Raw genomic sequence first — 23,996 nt, forward strand, 5'->3', positions numbered from 1 at the left:
GTAAAATAAAAAAGTGGAGTATTTTAGTTAACTAAAATAACTATACCAGATAGTTTTGATTTTGACAAAGGGATGAACGAAAAAAATACTCAAATTGTTGCCACATTTTATAAATTTGTCAGTTTGCCGGATTGTGTGGAGATGCAAGCACCCTTGTTGTCTTATTGTTCAGCACAAGGCATTAAGGGAACAATTCTGTTAGCCAAAGAAGGAATCAACGGCACGATCGCCGGTTCTCGTCAAACTATAGACGCAGTTCTAGCTTATCTGCGTTCTGATCCACGGTTCACAGACTTAGAACACAAGGAATCAACGGCAGAACAACCCCCGTTTGAACGCATGAAGGTGCGTTTAAAAAAAGAGATTGTCACATTAGGTTTACCGGAAGTTGACCCCAATGAACAAGTAGGAAAGTACGTCACCCCTGAAGAATGGAATGATTTAATTTCTGATCCAGAAGTAATTGTGATTGATACCCGCAATGATTACGAAGTACATATTGGAACTTTCAAAGGGGCGCAAAATCCGCAAACCAATTCTTTTAGAGACTTTCCTGAATATGTGCGTCAAAACCTTGACCCGAACAAACATCAAAAAGTAGCGATGTTTTGTACTGGGGGGATTCGTTGCGAAAAAGCATCATCTTATATGATATCACAAGGTTTTGCTGAAGTCTATCACCTCAAAGGCGGTATCCTCAAATATTTAGAAGCAGTCCCCGCAGAACAAAGCCTATGGGAAGGTGAATGTTTTGTGTTTGATGAACGGGTAACTGTGAGTCATGGTTTAGAAGTAGGAAATCATGAGTTGTGTTTCTGTTGTGGACACCCATTAACTGAGGAAGATAAAACATCATCCAAGTATGAACAAGGTATTTCCTGTCCTCACTGCTTTGATAGTCTTACCGCCGACAAAAGAGTGCGTCAACAGGAAAAATGGCGACAGTATCAGTTAAAAATGCAACGAACAAAAACAAGCTAAGACGAGTTAAAGCAGAAATTATGTTGACACTCCCCCATTTTATCAACGGGGGAGTGTCAAAAACTGTTTTTCGGTTGTATCCTCTAGCGGAGGCTAGAGGAGAGTTGAGGTATTTTGAAACGCGGAGGGGCGCAAAGGTGGAAGTTCAGTTTTTTAAGGCTAGGGTTAAGCCGTCTCCTATGGGTACTAGGCTGAGTGTGATTCTTTGGTCTTGTAGGAGTTTTGCATTAAAGGCGCGGATTTTTGTGGTACGGTTGTCTTGTGTTTGAGGGTCGGCTACTCTGCCTGACCAGAGAACGTTATCTATGGCTATTAGTCCACCTTGGCGGACTAATTTTAGCGATCGCTCGTAATAATGATCATAGTTGCTTTTGTCGGCATCGATGAAGGCAAAGTCAAAGGTTTCTGCTTCACCTGCTGCGAGTAATTTATCTAATGTCTCTAAGGCTGGGGCGATGTGTAAGTCAATTTTATCGCCTACTCCGGCTTGTTGCCAATAACGACGGGCGATCGCTGTATATTCTTCACTGTTATCACAGGCGATTATCTTACCTTCCGGGGGTAAGGCTAACGCCACGGCTAAGGCACTATAGCCTGTAAATACACCTATTTCTAAGGTTTTCTTTGCACCTAATAATTTGACTAGCAAGGCCATGAATTGCCCCTGTTCTGGTGCTATTTGCATCCTCCCCATCGGATGCTGGGCTGTTTCTTGCCGCAATTGCGCTAATATCTCCGGTTCTCGCAAGGAAACAGATAGTAAATATTCATACAGGTTTGTGTCTAGTCCCAGTGTTCGAGTTGACATTAATAGTAATCAAAAATCAATAAATACCTGGACAAAAATTTATTATAATCTGTCTTTCGATTGAAATAATTTTGATTTTCTTTCCATCTGCGGGGCGATAAATACCTGGGATTTGATAGGTAATTTTAAATCAGGTGAACGAACACAATCGTTCCTCAAACAGCAAGAGAGTTGTGTACTTGTTTTCCGTGTTCAGATTAGTGCATATAAACCTTAGTGTGTTGGATGTGAGGAGAATAATTAACGTTAGTCGTATGACTAATATCCGGGGTAAAACAGCCTAAACTTGCAGATGCAAGTGGGATTAAGAGAATAATTAAACCTTGGGTTGGCTTGCCAATCCAAGGTTTAATTTCTGTCAGATGAAAATTACATAATTCAGGTTTGTGACTGTTGTCTTGGCAACTTTCTGCTGTGTTAAGTTCCCTTTTGTTCGAGGTAATCTGATGCCAAAAAAACAAACATTACAGCCACCGCAAGAACAAGAATTGCCTGGTGTTGAATCTAAAATGCGACCAAAACCCAAGGCACAAGATGAGCAACATCGGGGTAGTGGTAAATTACAGGATAAAGTCGCCTTAATTACAGGTGGAGATAGTGGTATTGGTCGTGCTGTAGCGATCGCATTTGCCAAAGAAGGTGCAGATGTGGCGTTTGTTTATCTAGAAGAACACGGTGATGCGGAAGAAACTAAAAATTTAGTAGCAGAACATGGACGACGGGCATTATCGATAGCCGGTGATATTGCTGATGAAGCTTTTTGTCAGCGTGTTGTCAAACAAACAGTAGATGAGTTTGGTAAACTAGACATTCTCATCAATAATGCTGCTGAACAACACCCCCAACAAAGCATTGAAGATATTAGTCAAGAACAATTAGAGCGCACATTCCGCACTAATATCTTTTCAATGTTTTATTTTACTAAAGCAGCAATGAAACATTTAAAAGAAGGAAGTGCAATTATCAATACCACATCGGTCACAGCTTATAAAGGTAATCAGTATTTGCTAGATTACTCATCTACAAAAGGTGCAATTGTCGCCTTTACTCGTTCCTTATCACAAAATTTAATCGGCAAGGGAATTAGGGTAAATGCAGTTGCACCCGGCCCGATTTGGACACCTTTAATACCCGCGACTTTCCCAGCCGATCAAGTGGCAAATTTTGGCAAACAAGTACCCATGCAAAGAGCAGGACAACCAGAAGAAGTTGCTCCCAGCTACGTTTTCTTAGCTTCTGATGATGCTTCTTATATGTCCGGTCAAGTTTTACATCCCAATGGTGGCGAAATTGTCAATGGTTAATCAGTAACTCCACTAAAAAACGTCATACCCAAATCTCCGACTTCTTTGAGAAGTCGGGGATATATCCCTTAGTCATTTGCTGATGAATGATTTGAGTTTTGCATGATTGTGTCTATCAATGGGGGGATGATTGCAGACGAAACAATTGGTAATCTAGCTAAGGAAAAACATTTAAAAAGATAGCAACTAAAGTTTATGGCATCTCCAAAACCATTGCATGGCACAGATTTAGTAGATTGTGCTAGGGCTAATGCCAAGCAGGGAATCGAAACTGCTGCTTATCAATGTGGCTATGGTGATGATATCAATACATTTGCACGAGAACTGAAGCAAGCTTGTGAGCAAATGAATTTACAAGTTAAGGAACTCAGCCAACTAATTACTGACCAGGATATGATACTGAACTTGGGTACGGGAGATATCATCGCCCCAGACACATCATCAGAGCTGTAAAATTATCCGTGCTAAGTTGAAGTAGATTAAAACGCCCAGAACATCAACGGCTGTCGTGATAAATGGCGCAGACATCAACGCCGGATCTAAACGCAGCAACCGAAATAAAAATGGTAGTGCGGAACCAGAAACGGAAGCTAACACCGAAATAGCTACTAAACTGCTACCTACAGCGATCGCCACTTCTAATCTACCCTGCAAAAAGAAAGCCCAGACTGTGGCGATAGTACCTAACATACCACCTAACAAAGCACCAGCGATCGCTTCCCGGCCAATCACCTGCATCGCCCCAAGGGATCTAATTTCTTCAGTATTCATCCCCCGAATTACCACCGTTGAAGACTGTGCGCCCACATTACCGCCAGTACCCGTGAGTAACGGGATAAATGCCGTTAATGTCACCACTTTCGTTAAAATATCTTCTTGCGATTTAATAATTGTGCCTGTGACGGTATTAGTAATCAGCAACACGAATAACCACAATACCCGCTTGCGGGCTACTTGCAATAAATCCATCTGAAAATAATTATCGCCATCAGCCTGTACACCACCACCCACGGCGTAGATATCTTCAGTAGTTTCTTGTTGCAAAATATCAATCACATCATCAACGGTGACAATACCCACTAATCTGTCTTCTCTATCCACAACCGGCACAGCCAAAAAATCATACCGTTGAATTAATCTGGCTACTTCTTCTTGATCTGTATCGGTGTGAACCAGAATCACATCCCGTGTCATAATCTCGCCAATAATTTGCTCAGGCTGCGATGTCACCAGTTCCCGCAGCGAAACAATCCCCGTTAACCGTCTAGCTGCATCAGTCACGTAAAGATAATAAATCATCTCACTGGCATTAGCTAGTCGGCGCATCCTTTCTAGGGCTTGAGTGACTGTAAAGTTTTCTTTGAGCGCAATAAATTCTAAAGTCATTATCCGCCCAGCTGTACCAGCTTCATAACCCAAAAGTAAAGCTGTCGCTTGCCGTTCTACAGGACTAAGTTGTTCTAAGAGGCGATTGACGATTTTTGCAGGTAATTCATCAAATAACCTCGCTCGATCATCAGAAGACATTTGATCGACAATATCCCGGACTTCTTGACTTTTTAGTTCCTCAATCAGCCTTTCTTGCACGCTATAGTCCAGATATTCATAAACTTCAATCGCCTCACTTTTTGAAAGTAAGCGAAACGCCAAAGCGTGCATTGCTTCTGGTAAACCTTCAATCGCTTCCGCAATATCCGCAGGCTGCACAGGTACAAGAATCGCTTTCGCTCCTTGTAAGTCTCCAGCTTCTAATAGCATTCGCAGTTGAGTCCGCACTAAATCGCGCAATTCCCTACGTGACACATCCTGAAGGGCAGAGTTTAAATTGTTCGTCTCCGTCACTTTTCACTTTCCTCGACCAATGTGAACAAGGTTGCTGCCCTTAGTCTAAGGGATAGTGGCAGATGAGAGGTTAAACTTATGGTGATTTTTCCTACTTTAGATATGGTGTCTGGCAAAGTGGCTGATATCCTATGTTTCATGCCCAGCCTCATGAGGTTATATCTTGAGGACTTACGCAAGTGTGATCATGAAACTTTCTTGTAGGGTGCGTCAGCGCAGATAATATGGTAAAAATCAGCAGATTTTTGACATCTGACGCACCCTACTAAGGTGCCAGTTGCGTAAGTCCTGTCTTGTCAGGTGAAAAATTGATTATTCAGGGCGTAGGGAAGTTCTGAGCAGGGAAAAGAGAATTCTGCACAAATGCGGGGATGATAACTATTTAATCGAACATGATATTAATTTTTTATCTCTCTATTATGGAACATTGTTTCATACTCTTTTAGCAATATTTATTAATACAACTATAGTCAGACGCTCAGTTTTAACATAGCGTCTAAATTAAAGCCTATGAGGTGATTGAACTCGATCATAACAATTCATCAAAGAGGCTTTGAATATGGCTATACAACAATTAACCTTGCAAAAAGTTAACCAACAAAACCAAGAATGTATTCAAAACTGTTTAGACTGCTCTAATATTTGTTTAAATACTGCTACTGCCTACTGCACCACAAAAGGTGGTATGCACACAGAATCACAGCATCTACGATTAATGCTCGATTGCGCTGAGATTTGCCAAACCAGTGCTAATTTTATGTTACGTGGTTCTGACTTGGATGTGCGTACCTGTGCTGTTTGTGCTGAGGTGTGTGAACGATGCGCTCAGAATTGCGATCGCTTCGAGAATGATTCACAAATGAAGGCTTGCGCTGATATGTGTCGCCGTTGTGCTGAGTCTTGCCGCAGAATGTCTATGGCAAGGGCTTAATTTATCACCGACATTTTTATCGGTTAGATTATTACTACAGATGGATGTGCAATCATCAACCCACAGTTTAACTTAGATCCAGTTAAAAATAAACCTCTCCAATTTAATGTTTGAGAGGTTTATTTTATTAATATCCCAAAAAATTCATATAAATTAAATAATCATCCTATATCATTCATGGAAAAACATGATACTCGACTTCTGTGAGAGGTTGAGTATTTTTTAGTGAGCATTCAATAATACTGATTAAGATTTTTGTTCCTTATGTTACATTAAACCCAGCTAATTCAAATAAATATACTGCTATGCTATAGTATATATTGATAAACGTGATGTTTGTAATCATTACTTTGATTACTTCAACCTACTGCTGAGATACTCAATAATATCTAAATAAAAGTAGCTACGCAGTCATTAACCTAGTTAACTGTTGATGATAAGGTGATCACAGCATCAGTAAATCTACAAACATAGTCTGTAGCAAATACTGATTCTAAACTAATAATCTCTTGTGTAAATAAATCTCATCCTTTTGTCACTTACACTTTAGATAAAAACTCAGTTTTTACTACAATTTCAATTGTCCACTGACTCAAATGTAAATTAGTTTAGATTGTAGATTTGATGCAGCCAAATTTGAGAAATCAACACCTACATGAAAACAAAATCAAGTATGATTGTCATGGATACACCGAATAACAAATCAATTCCTTTGTCACCAAAATTAACAGAAGAAATCATGGAAGAACAGCGTATCCATGATGTACTACTTTTGTTAGAGAATTTATCATACAGAGAAGAAACAACAGTTAAGTTGATCATAGATTGTTTGTATGATGTAGGAGCTACTAACCTGATTAATCAAAAGTTTAATTCATACGCCATAAATGGGACAGTTAAGAAAGTTGCCAGATTTTCTAAGCCTGTATTCAGAATGATTGCTTGGCGATGGTTTAAGAAAAACTGTCCCCAACTAATTACGAATTGGCTGCATGATCAGGTGAGGTTTAAAAAAGCAATTCCAACACAGCCAGAAATAGTTGTAGAACAGGTACCAATTCAGCAAGATTTACCAATAATATTAGAAGATAAGAACAGAGAAGTTAAATATCTTCGTTCTCAAGTCAGATTATTAATTGCGATTTTTATCCTGGCAGTCACTTCATTTAGTGGTAGTTTTTTATGGCTCAATTATAGATTCGAGCAAGCCAACCTACAAACACTCGAACAACTACAAACTCAACTCAAAATCAAAGAGGCGAGTGTGAATAATCCTTAAACTTTGGGGTGTCGTACTCTCCACTAACCCAACCTACTGGACTGACACGACTAAAAGGATGCAAAAAAGTTGTAGGTTGGGGAGCCATCGCCGTTGACGGGTTTCCCGGCTTGGGGCGAATGGCGTTTGACGTAGGAAACCCAACACCAATATCTTAGTTGGGTTGCGCTACGCTTAACCCAACCTACATCTATTGCACTATTTTAGCTGTGTCAATCCACTACTTATCTGTGAGAAAAATCTCCATCAAGAAAACTTGGTCAAAAATGCCAAAAGTTTTTTTGTCTTGGGTGTTAGCAGTGTCCGACGATAAGCATCTGCGGCTTTTTTAATAGCTTCAGCTTGGGTGGGGTAGGGATGAATCACATTACTTAACTTATTTAAACCAATTTTATTAACTATTGCTGTCGTTACTTCTGAAATCATCTCACCTGCATGAGTCGCTACAATAGTTGCGCCGAGAATTTCATCAGTACCTTTTTTGTGATGAATTTTCAAAAATCCGACTTCTTCGGCATCTGCGATCGCTCGGTCTACACTACTAAAAGGTATCTTAATTGTTTCCACATCAATCCCCATCTCCCTGGCTTGCTGTTCATACATCCCCACATGGGCAATCTCAGGATCAGTATATGTCACCCAAGGCATGACTAAACTACTCAATTGAGAACGTCCCAACCCAAAAGGAGAAAACAACGCATTCTTAATTACAATTCTCGCCGCAGCGTCAGCCGCATGGGTAAATTTCCAATTCATGCAGATATCACCCGCCGCATATATCTTGGGGTTGGTAGTTTGCAAGTAATCATTCACCTTGACACCGTGGCGTTTGTCATACTCTACCCCCACAGCTTCTAAATTTAATCCTTCCACATTCGGCGCACGTCCCGCACCTACTAAAATCTCATCTACCGTTACCGAATCTCGATGAGTATTGGAGGAAAAATACAACCGCTTTCCTTCGGTGACAGTCACCACTTCTTCTAACTTGCAATTCAGCACCAAGCGAATACCTTCTCGAATCAACGCTTGCTGTACAATTTCCGCCGCATCAGCATCTTCTTTATTGAGAACATGAGAACCGCTATGAAACAGCACCACCTCACAACCCAAACGCCGGAATGCTTGCGCCAATTCGCAACCAATAGGGCCACCACCTATCACCGCTAACCTTTCCGGGCGTTGAATTAAAGAAAAAACCGTTTCATTAGTCAAATAACCTACGTCTTCAATTCCTCTGATAGCTGGTGATTTCGCCCTTGCACCAGTAGCAATCACAGCTTTTTTAAACTTGAGAATTTTACCATCAACTTCTACAGTATCTTGACTAGCAAATCGACCGCTACCCAAGAAAACATCAACCCCCAGCGATGCAAAGCGTTCCGCCGAGTCATGATGACTAATTCCCGCCCGTACTCGCCGCATTCGCGCCATAACTGCGGAAAAATCCACATTAATCTGTTGTTTGGGAATATTTACCCCTAAATTTTGAGCATTCCAGATTTCACCCACCACCCGCGCCGACCGAATGATAGTTTTAGAAGGTACGCAACCGACATTTAAGCAATCTCCACCCATGAGATGCTTTTCAATTAACGCTACTTTCAAACCCAAACCCAAACCAGCCGCACCCGCCGCTACTACTAATCCCGCCGTACCAGCACCAATTACCACTAAGTCATAACAATCAGCCGGTTGAGGATTTACCCAATTTTTGGGATGGACATGAGCAATCAACTTCTGGTTATACTCATCTACTGGGCGAACAATCACTCTGTTGATTTCAGAATTGGACATCGGCGATATCTCCCTCAACAATTTAACTTTCAAAATTCCCAATTCAAAATCAGGACATTCCACCTCATGGTGTCAAGACTGGCGCATACAAGAGAGGACTAAAGTCCTCACTACGAACTTATAAAACTTCTTCTTCTAAAGCTTTGCGGGCGATACGGGTGACATAAATTGTCACGGCGACAGTGGCGAGAAAACCGATAATTCTAATTGTCCATTGTGCTGTGGGGTTGGTAGGTTGGCTGTCAGTCCCTATCATGGCGAGGTTTCCCGCCAGAGAACCAATATAAACGTACATGATAGTTCCGGGTATCATCCCTACTGAACCTATAAAGTAGTCTTTAAGTGTAACTCCTGTAATTCCAAAGGCGTAATTTAATAAGTTGAAGGGAAATATAGGGGATAGACGGGTTAACAGGACGATTTTTAAGCCTTCTCTACCAACTGCTTTGTCAATTGCGGCGAATTTTTTGTTATCTGCGATTTTCCGCGCTACCCAACCTCTGGCTAAATAACGTCCTACTAAAAATGCGGCTGTAGCTCCTAGGGTAGCACCGATGAATACGTAAACAGAACCCCAGCCGACACCAAAGACTACTCCAGCACCCAAGGTGAGAATTGAGCCGGGTAAAAAGGCGACGGTGGCAATAATATAAAGTAAGATAAATGCGATCGCTCCCCATGTGCCTATACTATTAATCCATTGCAAAGCATCACGTAAAATCGTCTGGGGATTAAAAGAATTGCTATTCGCTGATGCTTGCGCCCAGGCAAAATCTGTAGGGATGAAGTAGGCGATCGCTACCATCAAAAATGTTAGACTAATTAATCTGACATTTCTACTGTTAAATAAATTTCCTATACTTTGATTTTTCATTATTAAACGCAGATGGACGCAGATAAACGCAGATAAATTTATACTCAGGAGACTAGAAAAGGTTATATATTGCTACTGCTGGAAAAACTAAAATTTTTTTCTTTCCTTGTTTCCTACCTCCATGACGACAGTTTGAGCTAAAGCCTTTTGAGCAATCTTCGTGACATACACCGTCACACCTACAGTTGCCATTAATCCTAAGCCTTGGATGACCCATTGCATAATTTGGGTTTCTGGCGTAACCTGTTGATGATTAATATCCGCCATTGCCAAATTTGTGGCGAGAGAACCGATATAAACATACATCACAGTTCCCGGAATAATTCCTAAAGAACCTAATATATAATCTTTTAAAGATATCTGCGTCACTCCGAAAGCATAATTTAATAAATTGAAGGGAAAAATTGGAGAAAGGCGCGTTAACAGCACAATTTTCCATCCTTCTTTACCCACAGCTTGATCAATGGCTTGAAATTTCGGATGTTTAGCTATTTGTCGCGCCACCCAATCACGTGTAAGATAACGTCCGATGAGAAAAGCCAAAGTTGCACCAACTGTTGCGGCGATTAACACATAGACTGAACCCCAAAACACACCAAATAGACAACCACCTTTGAGTGTCAGCAGAGAACCGGGGATAAATAACAATGTAGCTAAATTGTAAATGATTATGTAGGCGATCGCCCCGAAAATTCCCAAACTCTCAACCCACAGCACTAATTGGTTGATAACTATTGAAAAGTTGAATTGTTTAGCAATAATTATCAGAATGACCACGATCAAACTTAACAGCAGTAGTTTGAGTTTGCTATTTAATCGCCGTTGATGCTTTGGAATCATGGGATTACCTAAGTTTTTACTGTTATTGTCCAGTATTTAGGGGTAATACTGATGACCACAGTCAAAAAACACAATATTCCTGAAATTTCCTTTTTTATGACCTTTCACTAGAATATGTCAGTTTCATTAGCAATAGCTTAAATTTCAATTAATATTTATCCGTAATATTTTAAATTTTAAATTTTAAATTTTGAATTTTGAATTTTGAATTCCCCCGCAGGGGGTTGACGATACCATTGGCGAATTCGTTCTGGTTTGACTCCGAGTAAATAAGCAATAATCACGATTTGATTAATCAGGGTAGTTTTAAAGACTCCCTTTTTTATCCATCTCCGGGCAGAAGTAACAACAGGTACAGGAATTATAGTAATTTTTCCTATACGTTGCAAACGCCGTATTAGTTCAAAGTCTTCCATGATGGGAAGTTCTGGAAAACCGCCTATTTTTTTAAATATAGATTTAGTAATAAAAATTGCTTGGTCGCCGTAGGGCATTTGTAAAAGGCGCGATCGCCAGTTTACTCCTTTTTCGACCCAGCGCAACCCCCCTAAAGCCGCATCTATCCGCAACTCAAACGCACCTGCTACCACCTGCGGCTGTTGTAATGCGCTAGAAATCATCTCATCAAACCCCATCGGTAAGCGAGTATCTGCATGAAGAAACAACAAAATTTCACCACTAGCTACCTCTGCACCTGCGTTCATCTGCACAGCACGACCAGGAGAAGATGAGATAACTTTTACACCTAATGATTGGGCTAGGGCGACAGTTTCATCCTGTGAGCCACCATCTACAACAATAATCTCTGTATTTATCCTGGGGTTAATCGTATTAATTACTGCTGTAATATTTGCAGCTTCGTTAAGTGTAGGGATGATCACAGAAATTGGCGGATGGTGAAGATTTTGACCCATAATGAAAGAAGAAGGGGATAGTAGGCGATCGCATCATAAAATAGAAAAGCGGCTTGATGACAATTGTTGTAGGGTGGGCATTCCTAACAACGTCAAACTAAATATTTTAGCAACTGGTAAGCAATGCCCACCTGACGCTAATTGAGAATAGTAGAAGATATCGCATCATAAATAAAAAAGGGATGATTTTCTAAATCCCTTTTCTACCAACAAATTTAATATTCAGTTTAAGTAATTAAAACACCCGAAAAATAAACGGATAACGGAACGGTTCATCAGGTTGGGTAAAACAGTGAACTAACGCCCAAATAGTTAAACCCCAGTGCAGTAAAAACCCAAAAGCCACCAAAGGGAAAAACAAAAGACCGCCCAGACCAAAGGTCAGCCAAGATATAATCCCAACAGGTACAGCAATCACAGTTGCCCAGAACCAGACATTAAAGTGAAAATTAATCGATTCTTTGGCGTTACTTTTGACAACTGGATCATCAGAAACCAAGTTTATGGCAATGGGAACACCAATGGAAACTAACGCTGTACTAAAGAAAATCGCCCCATGACACAGACTTGATAGCAGTTTGCGCTTATCAGAATCGAATGTAACTTGCATCCTGGTGGCTCCTCAATTGACTTTATAGCTTCAATTTTAGAGGATACCGCAGAGATTTTGTGTTACTGTTTCCCGCACTCCAGCATTTTTCTGACTTTTCCTCGTGATCTGTAAGTTTTGTCTGCAACTAATCACTTTCAGAATATGAGGTTTACCGAACCCATAACTATGAAATAATCAAGAGTAGACCAAAGGTCTACCCTCAAAATAAAATGATGTGATCATTAAGCGTGGTGTTGTTTGCGTTTTAAGAGTGAACTTGCAGCAAAAGTACCAAATGCCAAAAGACCTAAGATAGAAGTAGGTTCAGGAACACTTTGAACAGTTCCTCTATATTTGATATCACCAATCCCAATACCATGATTACGCGGATTTATGGACGGATTGATGTCATCACCATCGGTGAAAACTAACTCAAAACCATCAATAGCACTAGCAAAGCTGACTAATACACTACCCTGATCTCCGTTCTCATTGTCCGACAGACTTCTAATACCATCTAGGGTGAAAGTATCGACTATCTGAACGGTGTTTTGAGCTAAAACTGGGGTAAAAATCGGGTTAACAACTTGGTTTCCCAACAATCCCTTAATAATTACTCTGTCTTGCCATGAGTTTCTACTAATGTCAATGTCATACAGCATGAATGAAACATCGGTGAGAGGGTTAGTAAAACCCTTAAAGCTAGTAGTCATAGTCATTGAGTTATTCCCCTTGGTCAAACCCACTGCTTGTGCATCTATTTGTAAATGTAAACTTTTGTTATCTGCACCCTGACTACCATTAAGAGTGCTGCTAATAGCAGGAGTTATACTACCACCAAATCCCACAAAATTGATTTGTGAACCAAGCTCAAACTTCAAGTCAACCGTTCCTTCTCCGGCATTAAAGGTACGAATTTGACCCGAACTTGGGGCAGTCCATCCACTGGCTAGCTGATCCCAATCTATTAAAAATTGAGTATTATCCGCAACAGTTGCCCTGGCTACGGCTGGCATCAAAACTGCACCTGTTACAGCGATCAAACAACTAATGCGAGATAAAAAACGGTTATGAAACATATCAATAGTTATTTTTGATTTTTTTGCAGTAAGAGATTAGAGAATTGAGCTAACACGGATAATCGGAAAGATGCAGATATTAATACAGCAAATTTCCTCAGAGCTTGCAGTATGACTGTGACACAAGTTTTTATTAGTTAGCTTCACTTAATCTCATCATGTCATACCTCATGAAAAATAACTAGCAACTTATTTGTATCTTATTATTTTCAGTGTAAATACAGAGAAAATCTTCAGACAATATTATTTAGTCATCTGAAAATCTAGAATCCTATTTTTAAAAGGCTTTGACGATGATCAAAGGCATCTTGATGTTAGCTAAAATAGAGATGTTGCTAATAGAAATTGTAAAATTAGTGTAAAGGTATCTCTCGGTGGAGGTATCTCTTTTCTCCGTATTTAATAATTTGAAATTTTAAAAAATATATATTTATACGGTAACTTGCTGTTTCTCAACTAACATCAAATTATGTGCAACTGGTATTTTACCTGATATCAAACGTACTTAGCAGAGGTAATCGACAATGGGTAGAATCAATCCCTACACACTGCAAATGCAGATTACTCGGATGTTTGAACAAGGACAATCATTCTTTGCTACGACCCAAGTGCAAGAATGGTTAAAAGAACGCAATCATAATCCATTAGACTATGAGATTATTTTCCATAAAAAACCTGCTCCCCCTGGTTCTCAAGAGGTGATGGTAGTAGAAATTGAATTGCGGCGTAAAGATGGACAACCTGTAGATCCTTGGTTGCAAGAACAAGCTAACCTTCATGCTTAATTTTCAGTTTCTAGTAGTAGGGGTTATATGCGTAGTTCCTCTCAGAGAAACTACGCATAGCTTGCTTACCCGCATCACAGTTTTTTACTTGTTTTGAATCTCACTCGCCATTTTAATATAATAATCCATCTTGGAACTTGGACGGCGACGTTCAGAGGTGGAAATGTTCGGTGTGGTATCTGGCTGGGTTTCCGTTGATTGTTTTTCTGAAGATTTCTTAATGCTTTTTGCTTCTTCAGAGTCTAAAAAATAACCAGGCTTATTTAATCCCAATAACCTGGAAAAAGCATTAAAAGCATTTCCAACTAAACCAAAAGTGTTTTTGATGCCAACAGATACAAAAGCCAGGACGCGAATTAAGGTATTTTGGATGATTTGAGTGAAACGAGCCATAGTAGTGGTTTTTTATATTTGTTTAGTTATTGTCGTATCAGTATCATGATTCTATATATAAGTTTTAAATGTCTCTATCGGTAGATGTGTTTTTATAGCTAACACTCATTTAATTGCCGAATCTATTACTTTCAATTAGCAATATCCTGCGAACAATTATTGTCAAAAAATAACTTAATAGACCAAAATCTAAACTTTTTATCTATACCCCTGCGTGAACCAACGCCAAATCAGCCTATGCCACTTTTTTCTTGTGCGTAATTGAGAAAGCAGACTCATGAATGTATACTGCTACAAATAAAGGTAAGAACCTCATCCAACATGAATTATTAGCAAAAATCGAAAATTGACAATGAACAAAAAACCCCGGCTATGAAACCGAGGTGATTGGGAGAAGTCCAAATGTTAGTGGAAGATATGGAAGATACCGATACCGAAGTCAGTTTGATATGAACTAAATTTACAAGAAACCTTTTTTTTGACGGCGTTGACAATTCAGTTGATAATTCCGCCTAGTCAACTGCAACAACCTTGCTGCTTTACGTAGTGATCAACAACTTGGTTGATTTTTGGTTTATTAGCTCAATATGTTGTCTTGTGTAAATAATTGTAACGAATTTGAAACAAATTCTGCAATAAAACTTGACATAGTAAATCAAATATATTTCATAATTAAATCTTATACTTCAGCCTAATAATGATTAAAGACTAGAGACTGAGAATTACTGTTAACTGATTTAAGTGGTATGGTAAGTGAGTTAACATATTCATGTCAGACAGCTAGATATCAGCTAGCTTTGTATGATGACTTCCTCCGTAATTAAATAGGACAAATTAGGAGGCAACTATATCTTGGCAAATCATTCAGAAAGACTACATTCACAAAATGTTAAGCATCACTCTGATTTAGTAGTAGGCTTGCATATTCTGGTTGTAGATGATAATGATGACAGTCTGTTGTTAACTGCTTGTATTTTGGAAAGCTACGGTATTAAGGTATCAACAGCAACAACTGCCTTACAGGCTTTAGAGGCGATCGCTCAATTTCAATTCGATGGATTAATTTTTGACATTGCTATGCCGGATATAGACGGATATTCATTAATACGACAAGTCAGAGAAAATCAACTTTTAGCAGCGCGAACTGTTCCGGCGATCGCTCTGACGGCTTTAGGTTGCGAAGAAAGTTACAATCTGGCTTTGCAAGCTGGTTTTCAAAGCTACATGAATAAACCTATAGAACCGAATCTTTTGATAGCAGAACTGATGCAAGTCATGAATATTTCTGCCTGAGAAAATGGGAAAGAACAGGCATCATACAAATTAGTCATATCTGGCAAAAACTTACTACTTAATTATTCCCAAATTGCCGTCAAGATGTTGAAACAGCTATCAGCAAACAGATAAATAATAAACCCAGGATTAACAGCAAAGGCTGATGGCGTTTGAGCCAATTTTTGACAGTTTCTTGCCAACTACTAGCAGCACCCTGTTGTGCTAACTCAGATTCCCGTTCAGCAATATTTTGATAAAGGGTACACTCTTTCGCATAGGGACGTTGGGGAAAGTTGCAAGTATTATCAGCATGATAAGTACAACTGTCACACAGATACTCATTTTTGCTAGCACGGTGTAGCGGAATTCCGGGATGACCGTATGCTTTCAGTGCTGTGCGACAATAGGGACAAGTAAGAGCCTGACTGTCAATTATTTGGTGACAGTGGGGACAAGAGACAGTAGCCACAACTTCAACACAATTCAGGAAACATTCTGATTTTAGTACATTAAAGCAGGTGAACAGGGACGCAGGGGACTTCCAGATAAAAAAAATATCTAAAGTGTAGGGTGCGTCAGTACGAGAACCCCTAGCTATAACAAGAAAATATTCATCCTGACGCACCCTACTAACAGTCGATTTGGATAATTTATGTTTTGGTGTTCCCTAATGACTAATAACTAAAGACTAATGACTATTAATTAGCGATCGCTCAATTTTGGTTAAGCTGGACTTGATACTCGTTTGACTCTACTAACTTATAACTATTTCCCAACGCTGCATTAAACTCTTGCTCTATCACCTCTAACTCGCTTGGGGGTATGGCTTGCCACTGCTCTTTAGTTGCCCAACGCATGATACATATAACTTCTGTAGAGTCATGGGGATTAATCCAGACTTCTTTACCCAAAAACCCTGGATACTTAGCCAAAGCTGTTGTCCAAATTTCTGCATCCTTCTGGATAAAACTGGCTGCCATGCCAGCAGCCACTTGAAACTTAAGAAATTCTATAATCATCTTCTTTCACCCTATGCCTTTGCCAATCTGCCAAAATAGAGTTGTAGGCTAGAATAACTACGCTTCCAGCATAGCTTGATTACACACACTCACAAGCTCAGGTCGGCTGGGTTGAAACAAGTAACGGGAAAAGAGTATGGATAGCAACAACTGGTTGCAGCAGTTAATGATGCTCGGTATTGGCACAACGTCTTTAGTGGCAGACAAACTCAAGCAAGTGAGTGATGAATTAGTCAAAGACGGTAAACTCAATCCTGAGCAAGCTAAGGCTGTAATGGATGACATTGTAGAACAGTTAAAGTCAGAGCAGGGAACTTGGGAAACCCAAATGCAAAGGCAAATGCGAAATATGATGCAAGATTTAGGAGTAGCGCGCCAGTCTGAGGTAGATGAACTACGGGGGAGAATTGACCGCTTAGAACGTCAAATACGCGATTTAGAAAATAAGCTTTGGCGTTAGGATATCCTTGTGATTTAAACTAAATTGTGTCCTGTTGGTAATGATCATTGCCAAACCACCCAAATAGGGAGGGCTAATTTTGAAAGCAATTTTACTCAGCGTGGGCTTAATGCTGGTCTGTGTTGTAGTTTTGGTACTGTCACAAATTGGCGGTAAGCAGGAATCTGCTGTAGCAGCTTCTTTAACCCAAACTCCAGCCGCACCCACAACTGTTACAGAAAACAATACCTTAATAGCGAGCAATATTATGGCTGATGCCTCCAACGTCGTTACTACCCCTTCCGGTTTGAAATATGTTGAACTAGAAGAAGGAACTGGTGCAACACCTGAACGTGGACAAACAGTAACAGTTCACTACACTGGTACTTTAGAAGATGGTAGTAAATTTGATAGTTCACGCGATCGCAATCGTCCCTTTAGCTTCACCATCGGCGTTGGACAGGTAATCAAAGGCTGGGATGAAGGACTTAGCACCATGAAAGTCGGTGGCCGTCGTCAATTAATCATCCCCTCAGAATTAGGTTATGGTGCGCGTGGTGCTGGTGGTGTGATTCCCCCCAACGCTACCCTACTATTTGACGTGGAATTACTTGACGTTAAATAAAAACTGGTGACTAGGGACAAATAAATTCAAAATACTCCTAGGTCGAAGCAAGCTACAAAAGTCAAAATTCAAAAATTTTGAATTTTGACTTGTTTGCTGCCCCATGCCCCATTTACTATGCCTAATCTCTAATTTAAAATGTCTAAAAATCCTGCTCAAAGTCGTCTGTTTTCTGCAAATGCTCACTCTGATCAATGGCAACAGAGGTTAGGACAGGTAGCATTACGCTTTAATAAACAGTATCAAAATCAATCTTTTGAACTGCCAGCAGAAGTGCAGGCGATGCCGATATTTCAAGAATGGGCTTCGGGGTTGTTGACAGGGAGACTGGTTTCGCCTTTCTGGGAAATTGCTAAACCGCAAAAAAATCAGCATTGTTTAGACATTGGTTGCGGTGTCAGCTTTTTAATCTATCCTTGGCGAGATTGGCAAGCATTTTTTTATGGGCAAGAAATCAGTAATATAGCCAGAGATACGCTGAATGCTCGCGGTTCGCAGTTGAATTCTAAGCTGTTTAAAGGTGTGGAATTGGGCGCGGCGCATCAATTAAATTATGCTCCAGGGCAATTTGATTTAGCGATCGCTACAGGATTTAGCTGCTATTTTCCCCTAGAATACTGGAATATTGTCTTGGGCGAAGTCAAACGAGTCTTAAAACCCGGCGGACAATTTGTGTTTGATATCCTGAATTCCGCACAGCCTTTAGCAGAAGATTGGGCAGTTCTAGAAACTTATTTGGGTGCGGAAGTGTATCTAGAACCTGTCGCTGAATGGGAAAAAATAATTAAAGCTGCCGGTGGGAAGGTAGTGACACGGCAATCAGGAGAATTATTTGATTTGTATAAAGTGCGGTTTTAACCACAGAATTTAATAATTACCTGGTCTCGCTAAATTTTTAAACTTAGTAAATTGCGGATCAAATAATAGTTTAACAGTCCCAGTGGGGCCGTTGCGGTGCTTGGCGATAATCACCTCGGCAATACCGCGATCAGGACTATCAGGATTATAATAATCATCTCGATATAACATGATTACTAAATCCGCATCTTGTTCAATCGATCCCGATTCTCTTAAATCTGACAACATCGGACGCTTATTAGTGCGTGCTTCTACCCCACGACTTAGCTGTGAAAGTGCAACCACCGGGACGGATAACTCCCGCGCTAAACTTTTCAGAGAACGGGTAATTTTAGATAATTCTTGGACACGATTATCACCTGCACCTTCCATCAATTGCAGATAATCTATTAAAATTAAACCTAATTCTGTATTTTGTTCTGCTTGCAGTCTTCGTGCCTGACTACGCATTTCTGTAATAGTTATATTGGGAGTATCATCAATAAAAATCGGCATATCTTCAAGAATCTGAATGGCATGAGTTAATTGTTCCCATTGATTCTGACTAATGCGACCACTCCGCAAATAACTACTTTCAATTGCTGCTTCACTTGCTAATAAACGTTGTGCCAATTGTTCTCTAGACATTTCTAAGCTGAATATAGCTGTTGGTAGTCTTAAACTACTAGCTATGTAGTGAGCTATATTCATAGAAAAGCTGGTTTTTCCCATTGCCGGCCTGCCAGCAACTATAATTAGGTCAGAACGCTGAAAACCACCGTTCACCATTGAATCTAAATCATAAAATCCAGAGGATATGCCAGGTAAAGCGATACCTTGGTTACGTTCTTCAATATCTTGGAAGTTATTAATTAAAGCATCAGATATGTGGATTAATCCTGATTGGGGTTTTTCTTGGGTAACGCCAAATACTTTCTGTTCTGCTTTGTCGAGGACTACGGGTAACTCTGTTTCTGTCTCGTAACCGAGTTGAACAACTTCATTTCCGGCTTTGATTAATTGCCGTCGCAAGTATTTTTCTACAACTAACCCGGCTAAGGCATCTATGTTGACTGCGGAAACTGTACGGTCTAAAAGAGTTGCTAGTTTATTTCTACCACCTATTTTAGTGAGTAAGTCATGGTCAGCTAACCAACTGGTGACTGAGAGTAAGTCTGTGGGTTGCCCTTGTTGGTGTAGACGCAGTGCGGCTTGATAGATGTCTTTGTGCGCGCTAATGTAAAACATTTCCGGTTTGAGGCGATCGCTCACTCGATTAATCGCCTCTGGATCTAGTAAGATGCCTCCCAAAATTGCCTCTTCCGCCTCGATATTTTGGGGAGGTAGGCGATCGCTACCCAACGATGCAAAACTTAATTCTTCAGCCATAACCTATCCATTGGGGATTGGGGATTAGGGATTGGAGATTGGGGATTGGGAAAGAAGAATTGGGGCAGGTTGCAGGGATGCACAGGGGAGAGAACTTTCCCCGTTTCTCCCTGCTCAGAGATCCCTTGCCTCCTCTGCTTCAAGAGGCTCCCTCTGCTCCCCTGCTCAAGAGCTTCTTAACAGTCCCTAGTCCCTAGTTTAACTAGCCACTACTTGAATATTGATTTGCGCTGTGACTTCAGAGTGCAACTTAATATCTGCTTTGTAAGTACCCAACTTGCCAATATCTGGGATGCTAATACCACGACGATCTATTTCTTGGCCTGTCGCTGCTTGGATAGCATCAGCCACATCTTGAGTAGTGACAGTACCAAAAATCGCTTCGTTTTCACCAACTTGTTTGGCGATTGTCAAGTTGCCAACTTTTTCTAAAGCGGCTTTTTGTTCTTGTGCTTGTTGTTTGAGTTCTAATTGACGCTGCCTTTCGATTTCTCTACGGCGTTCTACTTGCTTGAGAATACCTGGAGTAACATGAGTTGCCAAGTTCTGAGGCAGTAAATAATTCCGAGCATAGCCAGGAGCTACATCCACTAAGTCGCCAGATTTTCCTAGTTTACTGACATCCTGAGTTAAAACTAATTGTACGCGTTTCGCCATGATTTTCTGTTTTTCCTGTAAAATCTCATTAACTTGGGTTGCAGCTGGATCATCTACATGAGTGTAGCTGTATCCCAAGCAGCTGTAACTATACCCCAAAGCTTACAGATCCTAGCGAAAGGTAGGGGGCGATCGCAACTATTATCTGCGAAAAAATCTAAAAATGGGGATTGGGATTGGGGATTGGGTAGGCAAGGGAGCAGGGGAGCGGAAAAAGAAAAACTAATGACTAATGACTAATGACTAATGACTCGTAACTAAAACATATCCTTCATTCCCCGAATTCGCGCAAAGGTTTGCACTGGATCACTACTGTTAGCTGCTAATTGTAGTGCTGGTTGTTCCCAACGTAAAAAGGGATTGGTCAGCTTTTCTATCCCTAACAGTGACGGTACTGTAGCTTCTTGGCGACTGCGTTGTGTTTTCACTTCATAAATGCGTTTTTGTAGTTCGGTATTATTACCATCTACTGTCAGGGCAAACTGTAAATTTTTTAACGTGTATTCGTGGGCGCACCACACACGGGTATTATTTGGTAAAGACCTGAGTTTAGTTAAAGATTCCACCATTTGTGCAGGTGTTCCCTCAAATAAGCGACCACAACCACCAGCAAACAGGGTGTCACCACAAAATAATTCTCCTGGTTCGTCGGCTGTTTCCGGTGGAAAGTAGTAAGCAATATGAGCGCGGGTATGGCCAGGGACAAAGAAAACCTCAGCTACTCGATCAGCAAACTTGACGCGATCGCCTTGTTGCAAAAACACCTGTTGTCCTGGTATTCTCCCTTGATCTTCCGCACCACCATAAACTTTTACTTGCGGAAATTTTTGCATTAACTGCTGATTACCACCTACATGATCATGGTGGTGATGTGTATTAAAAATTGCCACTAATTCCGCATTTAATTGTGCCAGTTGCTTGAGAACTGGTTGAGACTCTGCCGGATCTACAACAGCCGCAATATTTTGTTTATGGTCATGTAGCAGGAATATATAGTTGTCTGAGAGTGCCTCAAGACGGATAATCTGCATTGGCTCTACTCCCTCACTGGATAACAGTTTATATTTATTAACGATTCTTTATCCCAGTAATTAATTAATTTCTTCACAAAAGCCATATCAACTACGGATATATTTTCTTGATTACAGCTTAACTCTTTATCAACGATCATAATACACAACCGTACTTACACTGAAAATGTACTCACACACAACAAAGAATATCTTGATTTATCAGTAAAACTGCTCTGGGAATAACTATAAATCCAAAGTTAAATTTGTTTTGTGCTTTTTAGCACCCCCAACCCCCAAGAAATTATGTACAAAAAAACACTACGTAGTATTTTTTAGTGAAAATTTTACATAGTTTTTCAATTGTTACATATATCTTCTTGTTCACTAAAGAAGCAAATTTCGCTATCAAACTTGGTCTTGAAAGAAAAAATATATGAGTAGTTACCAAAGCGACATCTACACTTACAGTGAGCATCCATCAGAGGTGCAAGTCAAGAAACTTGCGGATAAAATTTTACGCTCTGGTAAAATCAGTCCTCAAGACTACGAATTGTTTACCTCTACAGCTTTCAATAACGGTGATGACATAAGTGACGGCAAGCGTCGTCAAATTAATCGTATTTTTGACCAAATCCAAATGGGGCAACTTAAATTAGTCAACTGGTAATTCCAATGATGTTGATGCTGGTTGAGCCAGCATACACTTCAGTTAGAAACAAAGCTAACTCAAATATTCTCATGGATGAGGCTATTTTGATGACTATAGCCTTGACAGTCAAAAAAATATGATACAATTTACACAGATATTTAAAAATATCAGTATTATTACGGAGGATATATTTAATTAAAATTAACCAAACAACTTCATAATCCCTAACACAATCAACAAAAGTCAAAATTTAGAATTTAAAAAACTCTACCCAGGCAAAATAGAGTTTTAGATCACTAATATATAAGACTTGTTGTGCCTCAAGTTCGGCTTGGTTTTCCACAAATATTCATCCGTCAGTCACACACAATAAGCCAGATGAATTCTGACTTTTGATTGGCGAATTATAGACCAAAAAAATTAATCGCTATTGTAATTACATTAAACTATCACGGAAATATAAAATCGTGAAGCTACAGGAGAATAAATCCCAGTTGAAGATTTCCATAGTTGTCAGTGACTTATCCATTGCTGGTGCAGGAAGGTGGGGAGGTGGTTCTGTTCGTTCCTTTCTACTGGCTCAAGCACTACAGAAGCTGAACTATCAAGTCGAGATTTTAGGATTTGTTTTTGGTGAGACAGCAGCAGTATTTCCGCCATCTGCAATTCAGATAAATCAATTTATAGGTCATAAATACCCAAAATTTTTATTGTCGGCGGCTCAACTTTTAAAAAAACTGGATGGTGATATTATTTATGCGATGAGACCTAAACCCACAACTTTAGGTTTATCCTTATGGCACAAAATCAGAAAACATCGGCCTGTAATTTTAGATATCGATGATTGGGAACTCAGTTGGTATGGTGGCGAAAAGTGGCAGTATAACCCCTCTTTAAAGCAACTTTATCGAGACATTTTCAAACCGGATGGTGCGTTACGCAATCCCGATCATCCCCTATATTTAAAATTTGTGGAAGGGATGTCATCACAAGCTGATGCAATCACCATTCACACAAAGTTTTTACAAGAACGTTTCGGTGGGATTTATGTCCCCAATGGCAAAGATACTGATTTATTTAATCCTACACATTATGATGCAGAAAAAAGTCGAGCCTATTATGGTTTGTCAGGCTACAAAATTTTAATGTTTCCCGGTGCGCCTAGACCATATAAAGGTGTAGAAGATGTGCTAATGGCGTTGGATATACTCAACGAACCTGACTTAAAACTGGTGATTGTGGGTGGTAGCCCTTACGATGACTATGATACTCAACTCACGGAAAAATGGGGGCGTTGGATTATCAAACTGCCAAAGTATCCGCCTACAGAAATGCCGAAAATTGTAGCGGCTGCACATCTGATTGTTGTTCCCCAAAGGAATACATCGGCGGCTTTAGCGCAATTCCCCTTGAAATTAACTGATGGTATGGCAATGGCAAAGCCAGTTTTGGCAACACGAGTTGGTGATATTCCCGAAATTGTCGGTAATACTGCTTACTTAGTAGAGCCTGCTTGCCCTGAACAAATGGCAACAGAAATTAAATTGATATTTCAAGATTTAGAAGCAGCTAACGAGCGAGGTCGTCAAGCTAGAATAAGATGTATAGAAAAATACAGTATAGATGCTATGGCTTCTACTTTACAATCAGTGATTACTAATTTGTAGATGTTGA

General features: G+C 40.0%; 29 protein-coding genes. 14 read left to right on the top strand and 15 right to left on the bottom strand.

Annotated features, from left to right (window positions below; genetic code table 11):
* Window positions 1-72 precede the first annotated feature (72 nt).
* A complete protein-coding gene (locus tag A3775_RS19645) occupies window positions 73-981 on the top strand; it encodes a rhodanese-related sulfurtransferase (RefSeq protein ID WP_066378560.1) in 909 nt (302 codons plus the stop codon).
* A gap of 145 nt (window positions 982-1,126) precedes the next feature.
* Here the strand turns inward: A3775_RS19645 and A3775_RS19650 are convergent, their stop codons facing one another.
* Window positions 1,127-1,789, bottom strand: coding sequence for a class I SAM-dependent methyltransferase (locus A3775_RS19650; protein ID WP_066378558.1), 663 nt, complete (start codon window positions 1,787-1,789; stop codon window positions 1,127-1,129).
* 197 nt (window positions 1,790-1,986) lie between these two features.
* A complete protein-coding gene (locus tag A3775_RS25125) occupies window positions 1,987-2,250 on the bottom strand; it encodes a hypothetical protein (protein ID WP_156481685.1) in 264 nt (87 codons plus the stop codon).
* Between A3775_RS25125 and A3775_RS19655 the strand changes: the two genes are divergently transcribed.
* Window positions 2,236-3,093, top strand: a complete 858-nt coding sequence (locus tag A3775_RS19655; RefSeq protein WP_066378550.1) for an SDR family oxidoreductase — start codon at window positions 2,236-2,238, stop codon at window positions 3,091-3,093. The genes A3775_RS25125 and A3775_RS19655 overlap by 15 nt on opposite strands.
* 195 nt (window positions 3,094-3,288) lie before the next feature.
* Window positions 3,289-3,546 carry a hypothetical protein gene (locus A3775_RS19660; RefSeq protein ID WP_066378548.1) on the top strand — a complete coding sequence of 86 codons (258 nt, stop codon included), beginning with the start codon at window positions 3,289-3,291 and terminating at the stop codon, window positions 3,544-3,546.
* Here the strand turns inward: A3775_RS19660 and mgtE are convergent.
* Window positions 3,535-4,935: a magnesium transporter gene (mgtE, locus tag A3775_RS19665; protein ID WP_066378546.1), complete on the bottom strand. Its 1,401-nt coding sequence runs from the start codon at window positions 4,933-4,935 to the stop codon at window positions 3,535-3,537. The two genes, A3775_RS19660 and mgtE, sit on opposite strands and share 12 nt — an antisense overlap.
* A gap of 78 nt (window positions 4,936-5,013) precedes the next feature.
* Between mgtE and A3775_RS25305 the strand changes: the two genes are divergently transcribed.
* The 3 genes from A3775_RS25305 (at window position 5,014) to A3775_RS19675 (ending at window position 7,145) form a co-directional block, all read left to right on the top strand.
* Complete coding sequence (locus A3775_RS25305; protein ID WP_255363874.1) at window positions 5,014-5,139, top strand: hypothetical protein; 126 nt, start codon at window positions 5,014-5,016, stop codon at window positions 5,137-5,139.
* Window positions 5,140-5,494: 355 nt separating this feature from the next.
* Window positions 5,495-5,866, top strand: coding sequence for a four-helix bundle copper-binding protein (locus A3775_RS19670; RefSeq protein ID WP_066378543.1), 372 nt, complete (start codon window positions 5,495-5,497; stop codon window positions 5,864-5,866).
* A gap of 655 nt (window positions 5,867-6,521) precedes the next feature.
* Entirely contained in the window at window positions 6,522-7,145 is a 624-nt protein-coding gene (locus tag A3775_RS19675) for a hypothetical protein (protein WP_066378541.1), read from the top strand.
* Window positions 7,146-7,391: 246 nt separating this feature from the next.
* On the opposite strand, the gene A3775_RS19680 is transcribed toward A3775_RS19675, so the two are convergent.
* From A3775_RS19680 to A3775_RS19695, 4 genes are all read right to left on the bottom strand, one after another.
* A complete protein-coding gene (locus A3775_RS19680) occupies window positions 7,392-8,942 on the bottom strand; it encodes a mercuric reductase (RefSeq protein WP_066426389.1) in 1,551 nt (516 codons plus the stop codon).
* A 118-nt stretch (window positions 8,943-9,060) separates the two neighbouring features.
* Window positions 9,061-9,816 carry a TVP38/TMEM64 family protein gene (locus tag A3775_RS19685; protein ID WP_066426391.1) on the bottom strand — a complete coding sequence of 252 codons (756 nt, stop codon included), beginning with the start codon at window positions 9,814-9,816 and terminating at the stop codon, window positions 9,061-9,063.
* An 87-nt stretch (window positions 9,817-9,903) separates the two neighbouring features.
* The gene (locus tag A3775_RS19690; protein WP_066426393.1) at window positions 9,904-10,656 is read right to left on the bottom strand and encodes a TVP38/TMEM64 family protein; all 753 of its coding nucleotides are present in this window, start codon (window positions 10,654-10,656) and stop codon (window positions 9,904-9,906) included.
* Window positions 10,657-10,832: 176 nt separating this feature from the next.
* Window positions 10,833-11,570 (bottom strand): TIGR04283 family arsenosugar biosynthesis glycosyltransferase, encoded by a 738-nt coding sequence (locus A3775_RS19695; protein ID WP_066426395.1) that lies wholly within the window; start codon window positions 11,568-11,570, stop codon window positions 10,833-10,835.
* A gap of 1 nt (window position 11,571) precedes the next feature.
* Here A3775_RS19695 and A3775_RS24430 point away from each other — a divergent pair, with 1 nt between their 5' ends.
* On the top strand, window positions 11,572-11,715 hold the full coding sequence (locus A3775_RS24430; RefSeq protein WP_156481686.1) for a hypothetical protein: 144 nt from the start codon (window positions 11,572-11,574) through the stop codon (window positions 11,713-11,715).
* 90 nt (window positions 11,716-11,805) lie between these two features.
* Here A3775_RS24430 and A3775_RS19700 read toward each other — a convergent pair whose 3' ends face one another.
* Complete coding sequence (locus A3775_RS19700; RefSeq protein ID WP_066426401.1) at window positions 11,806-12,180, bottom strand: DUF4870 domain-containing protein; 375 nt, start codon at window positions 12,178-12,180, stop codon at window positions 11,806-11,808.
* Between the two features lie 224 nt (window positions 12,181-12,404).
* A complete protein-coding gene (locus A3775_RS19705) occupies window positions 12,405-13,241 on the bottom strand; it encodes a PEP-CTERM sorting domain-containing protein (protein ID WP_066426404.1) in 837 nt (278 codons plus the stop codon).
* Between the two features lie 524 nt (window positions 13,242-13,765).
* On the opposite strand from A3775_RS19705, the gene A3775_RS19710 reads away from it, so the two are divergent.
* Window positions 13,766-14,026 (top strand): hypothetical protein, encoded by a 261-nt coding sequence (locus A3775_RS19710; protein ID WP_066426405.1) that lies wholly within the window; start codon window positions 13,766-13,768, stop codon window positions 14,024-14,026.
* Window positions 14,027-14,110: 84 nt separating this feature from the next.
* On the opposite strand, the gene A3775_RS19715 is transcribed toward A3775_RS19710, so the two are convergent.
* On the bottom strand, window positions 14,111-14,419 hold the full coding sequence (locus tag A3775_RS19715) for a hypothetical protein (RefSeq protein ID WP_066378511.1): 309 nt from the start codon (window positions 14,417-14,419) through the stop codon (window positions 14,111-14,113).
* Between the two features lie 852 nt (window positions 14,420-15,271).
* On the opposite strand from A3775_RS19715, the gene A3775_RS19720 reads away from it, so the two are divergent.
* On the top strand, window positions 15,272-15,712 hold the full coding sequence (locus tag A3775_RS19720; protein ID WP_066378507.1) for a response regulator: 441 nt from the start codon (window positions 15,272-15,274) through the stop codon (window positions 15,710-15,712).
* 79 nt (window positions 15,713-15,791) lie between these two features.
* On the opposite strand, the gene A3775_RS19725 is transcribed toward A3775_RS19720, so the two are convergent.
* Both A3775_RS19725 and A3775_RS19730 read right to left on the bottom strand, forming a co-directional pair.
* Window positions 15,792-16,163: a zinc ribbon domain-containing protein gene (locus tag A3775_RS19725; RefSeq protein WP_066426497.1), complete on the bottom strand. Its 372-nt coding sequence runs from the start codon at window positions 16,161-16,163 to the stop codon at window positions 15,792-15,794.
* A gap of 244 nt (window positions 16,164-16,407) precedes the next feature.
* Window positions 16,408-16,713 (bottom strand): TIGR03792 family protein, encoded by a 306-nt coding sequence (locus A3775_RS19730; protein ID WP_066426407.1) that lies wholly within the window; start codon window positions 16,711-16,713, stop codon window positions 16,408-16,410.
* Between the two features lie 136 nt (window positions 16,714-16,849).
* Here A3775_RS19730 and A3775_RS19735 point away from each other — a divergent pair, with 136 nt between their 5' ends.
* From A3775_RS19735 to A3775_RS19745, 3 genes are all read left to right on the top strand, one after another.
* Entirely contained in the window at window positions 16,850-17,173 is a 324-nt protein-coding gene (locus A3775_RS19735; protein WP_066378503.1) for a phasin family protein, read from the top strand.
* Between the two features lie 79 nt (window positions 17,174-17,252).
* Window positions 17,253-17,777 carry an FKBP-type peptidyl-prolyl cis-trans isomerase gene (locus A3775_RS19740; RefSeq protein ID WP_082803802.1) on the top strand — a complete coding sequence of 175 codons (525 nt, stop codon included), beginning with the start codon at window positions 17,253-17,255 and terminating at the stop codon, window positions 17,775-17,777.
* A 138-nt stretch (window positions 17,778-17,915) separates the two neighbouring features.
* Window positions 17,916-18,635: a class I SAM-dependent methyltransferase gene (locus tag A3775_RS19745; protein ID WP_066378499.1), complete on the top strand. Its 720-nt coding sequence runs from the start codon at window positions 17,916-17,918 to the stop codon at window positions 18,633-18,635.
* 9 nt (window positions 18,636-18,644) lie between these two features.
* On the opposite strand, the gene dnaB is transcribed toward A3775_RS19745, so the two are convergent.
* The 3 genes from dnaB to gloB all read right to left on the bottom strand — a co-directional run bounded on the left by dnaB (window position 18,645) and on the right by gloB (window position 21,691).
* On the bottom strand, window positions 18,645-20,003 hold the full coding sequence (gene dnaB, locus A3775_RS19750; protein WP_066378495.1) for a replicative DNA helicase: 1,359 nt from the start codon (window positions 20,001-20,003) through the stop codon (window positions 18,645-18,647).
* Between the two features lie 198 nt (window positions 20,004-20,201).
* Complete coding sequence (rplI, locus tag A3775_RS19755) at window positions 20,202-20,660, bottom strand: 50S ribosomal protein L9 (protein WP_066378664.1); 459 nt, start codon at window positions 20,658-20,660, stop codon at window positions 20,202-20,204.
* 257 nt (window positions 20,661-20,917) lie between these two features.
* Window positions 20,918-21,691 carry a hydroxyacylglutathione hydrolase gene (gene gloB / locus A3775_RS19765; protein ID WP_066378494.1) on the bottom strand — a complete coding sequence of 258 codons (774 nt, stop codon included), beginning with the start codon at window positions 21,689-21,691 and terminating at the stop codon, window positions 20,918-20,920.
* 415 nt (window positions 21,692-22,106) lie between these two features.
* On the opposite strand from gloB, the gene A3775_RS19770 reads away from it, so the two are divergent.
* A complete protein-coding gene (locus A3775_RS19770; RefSeq protein ID WP_066378492.1) occupies window positions 22,107-22,340 on the top strand; it encodes a hypothetical protein in 234 nt (77 codons plus the stop codon).
* A gap of 449 nt (window positions 22,341-22,789) precedes the next feature.
* Window positions 22,790-23,989, top strand: a complete 1,200-nt coding sequence (locus A3775_RS19775) for a glycosyltransferase family 4 protein (protein ID WP_066426411.1) — start codon at window positions 22,790-22,792, stop codon at window positions 23,987-23,989.
* The last annotated feature ends 7 nt before the right edge of the window (window positions 23,990-23,996 follow it).

Origin of the sequence: Anabaena sp. 4-3 (assembly GCF_001597745.1) — a bacterium.
GTDB lineage: Bacteria > Cyanobacteriota > Cyanobacteriia > Cyanobacteriales > Nostocaceae > Trichormus.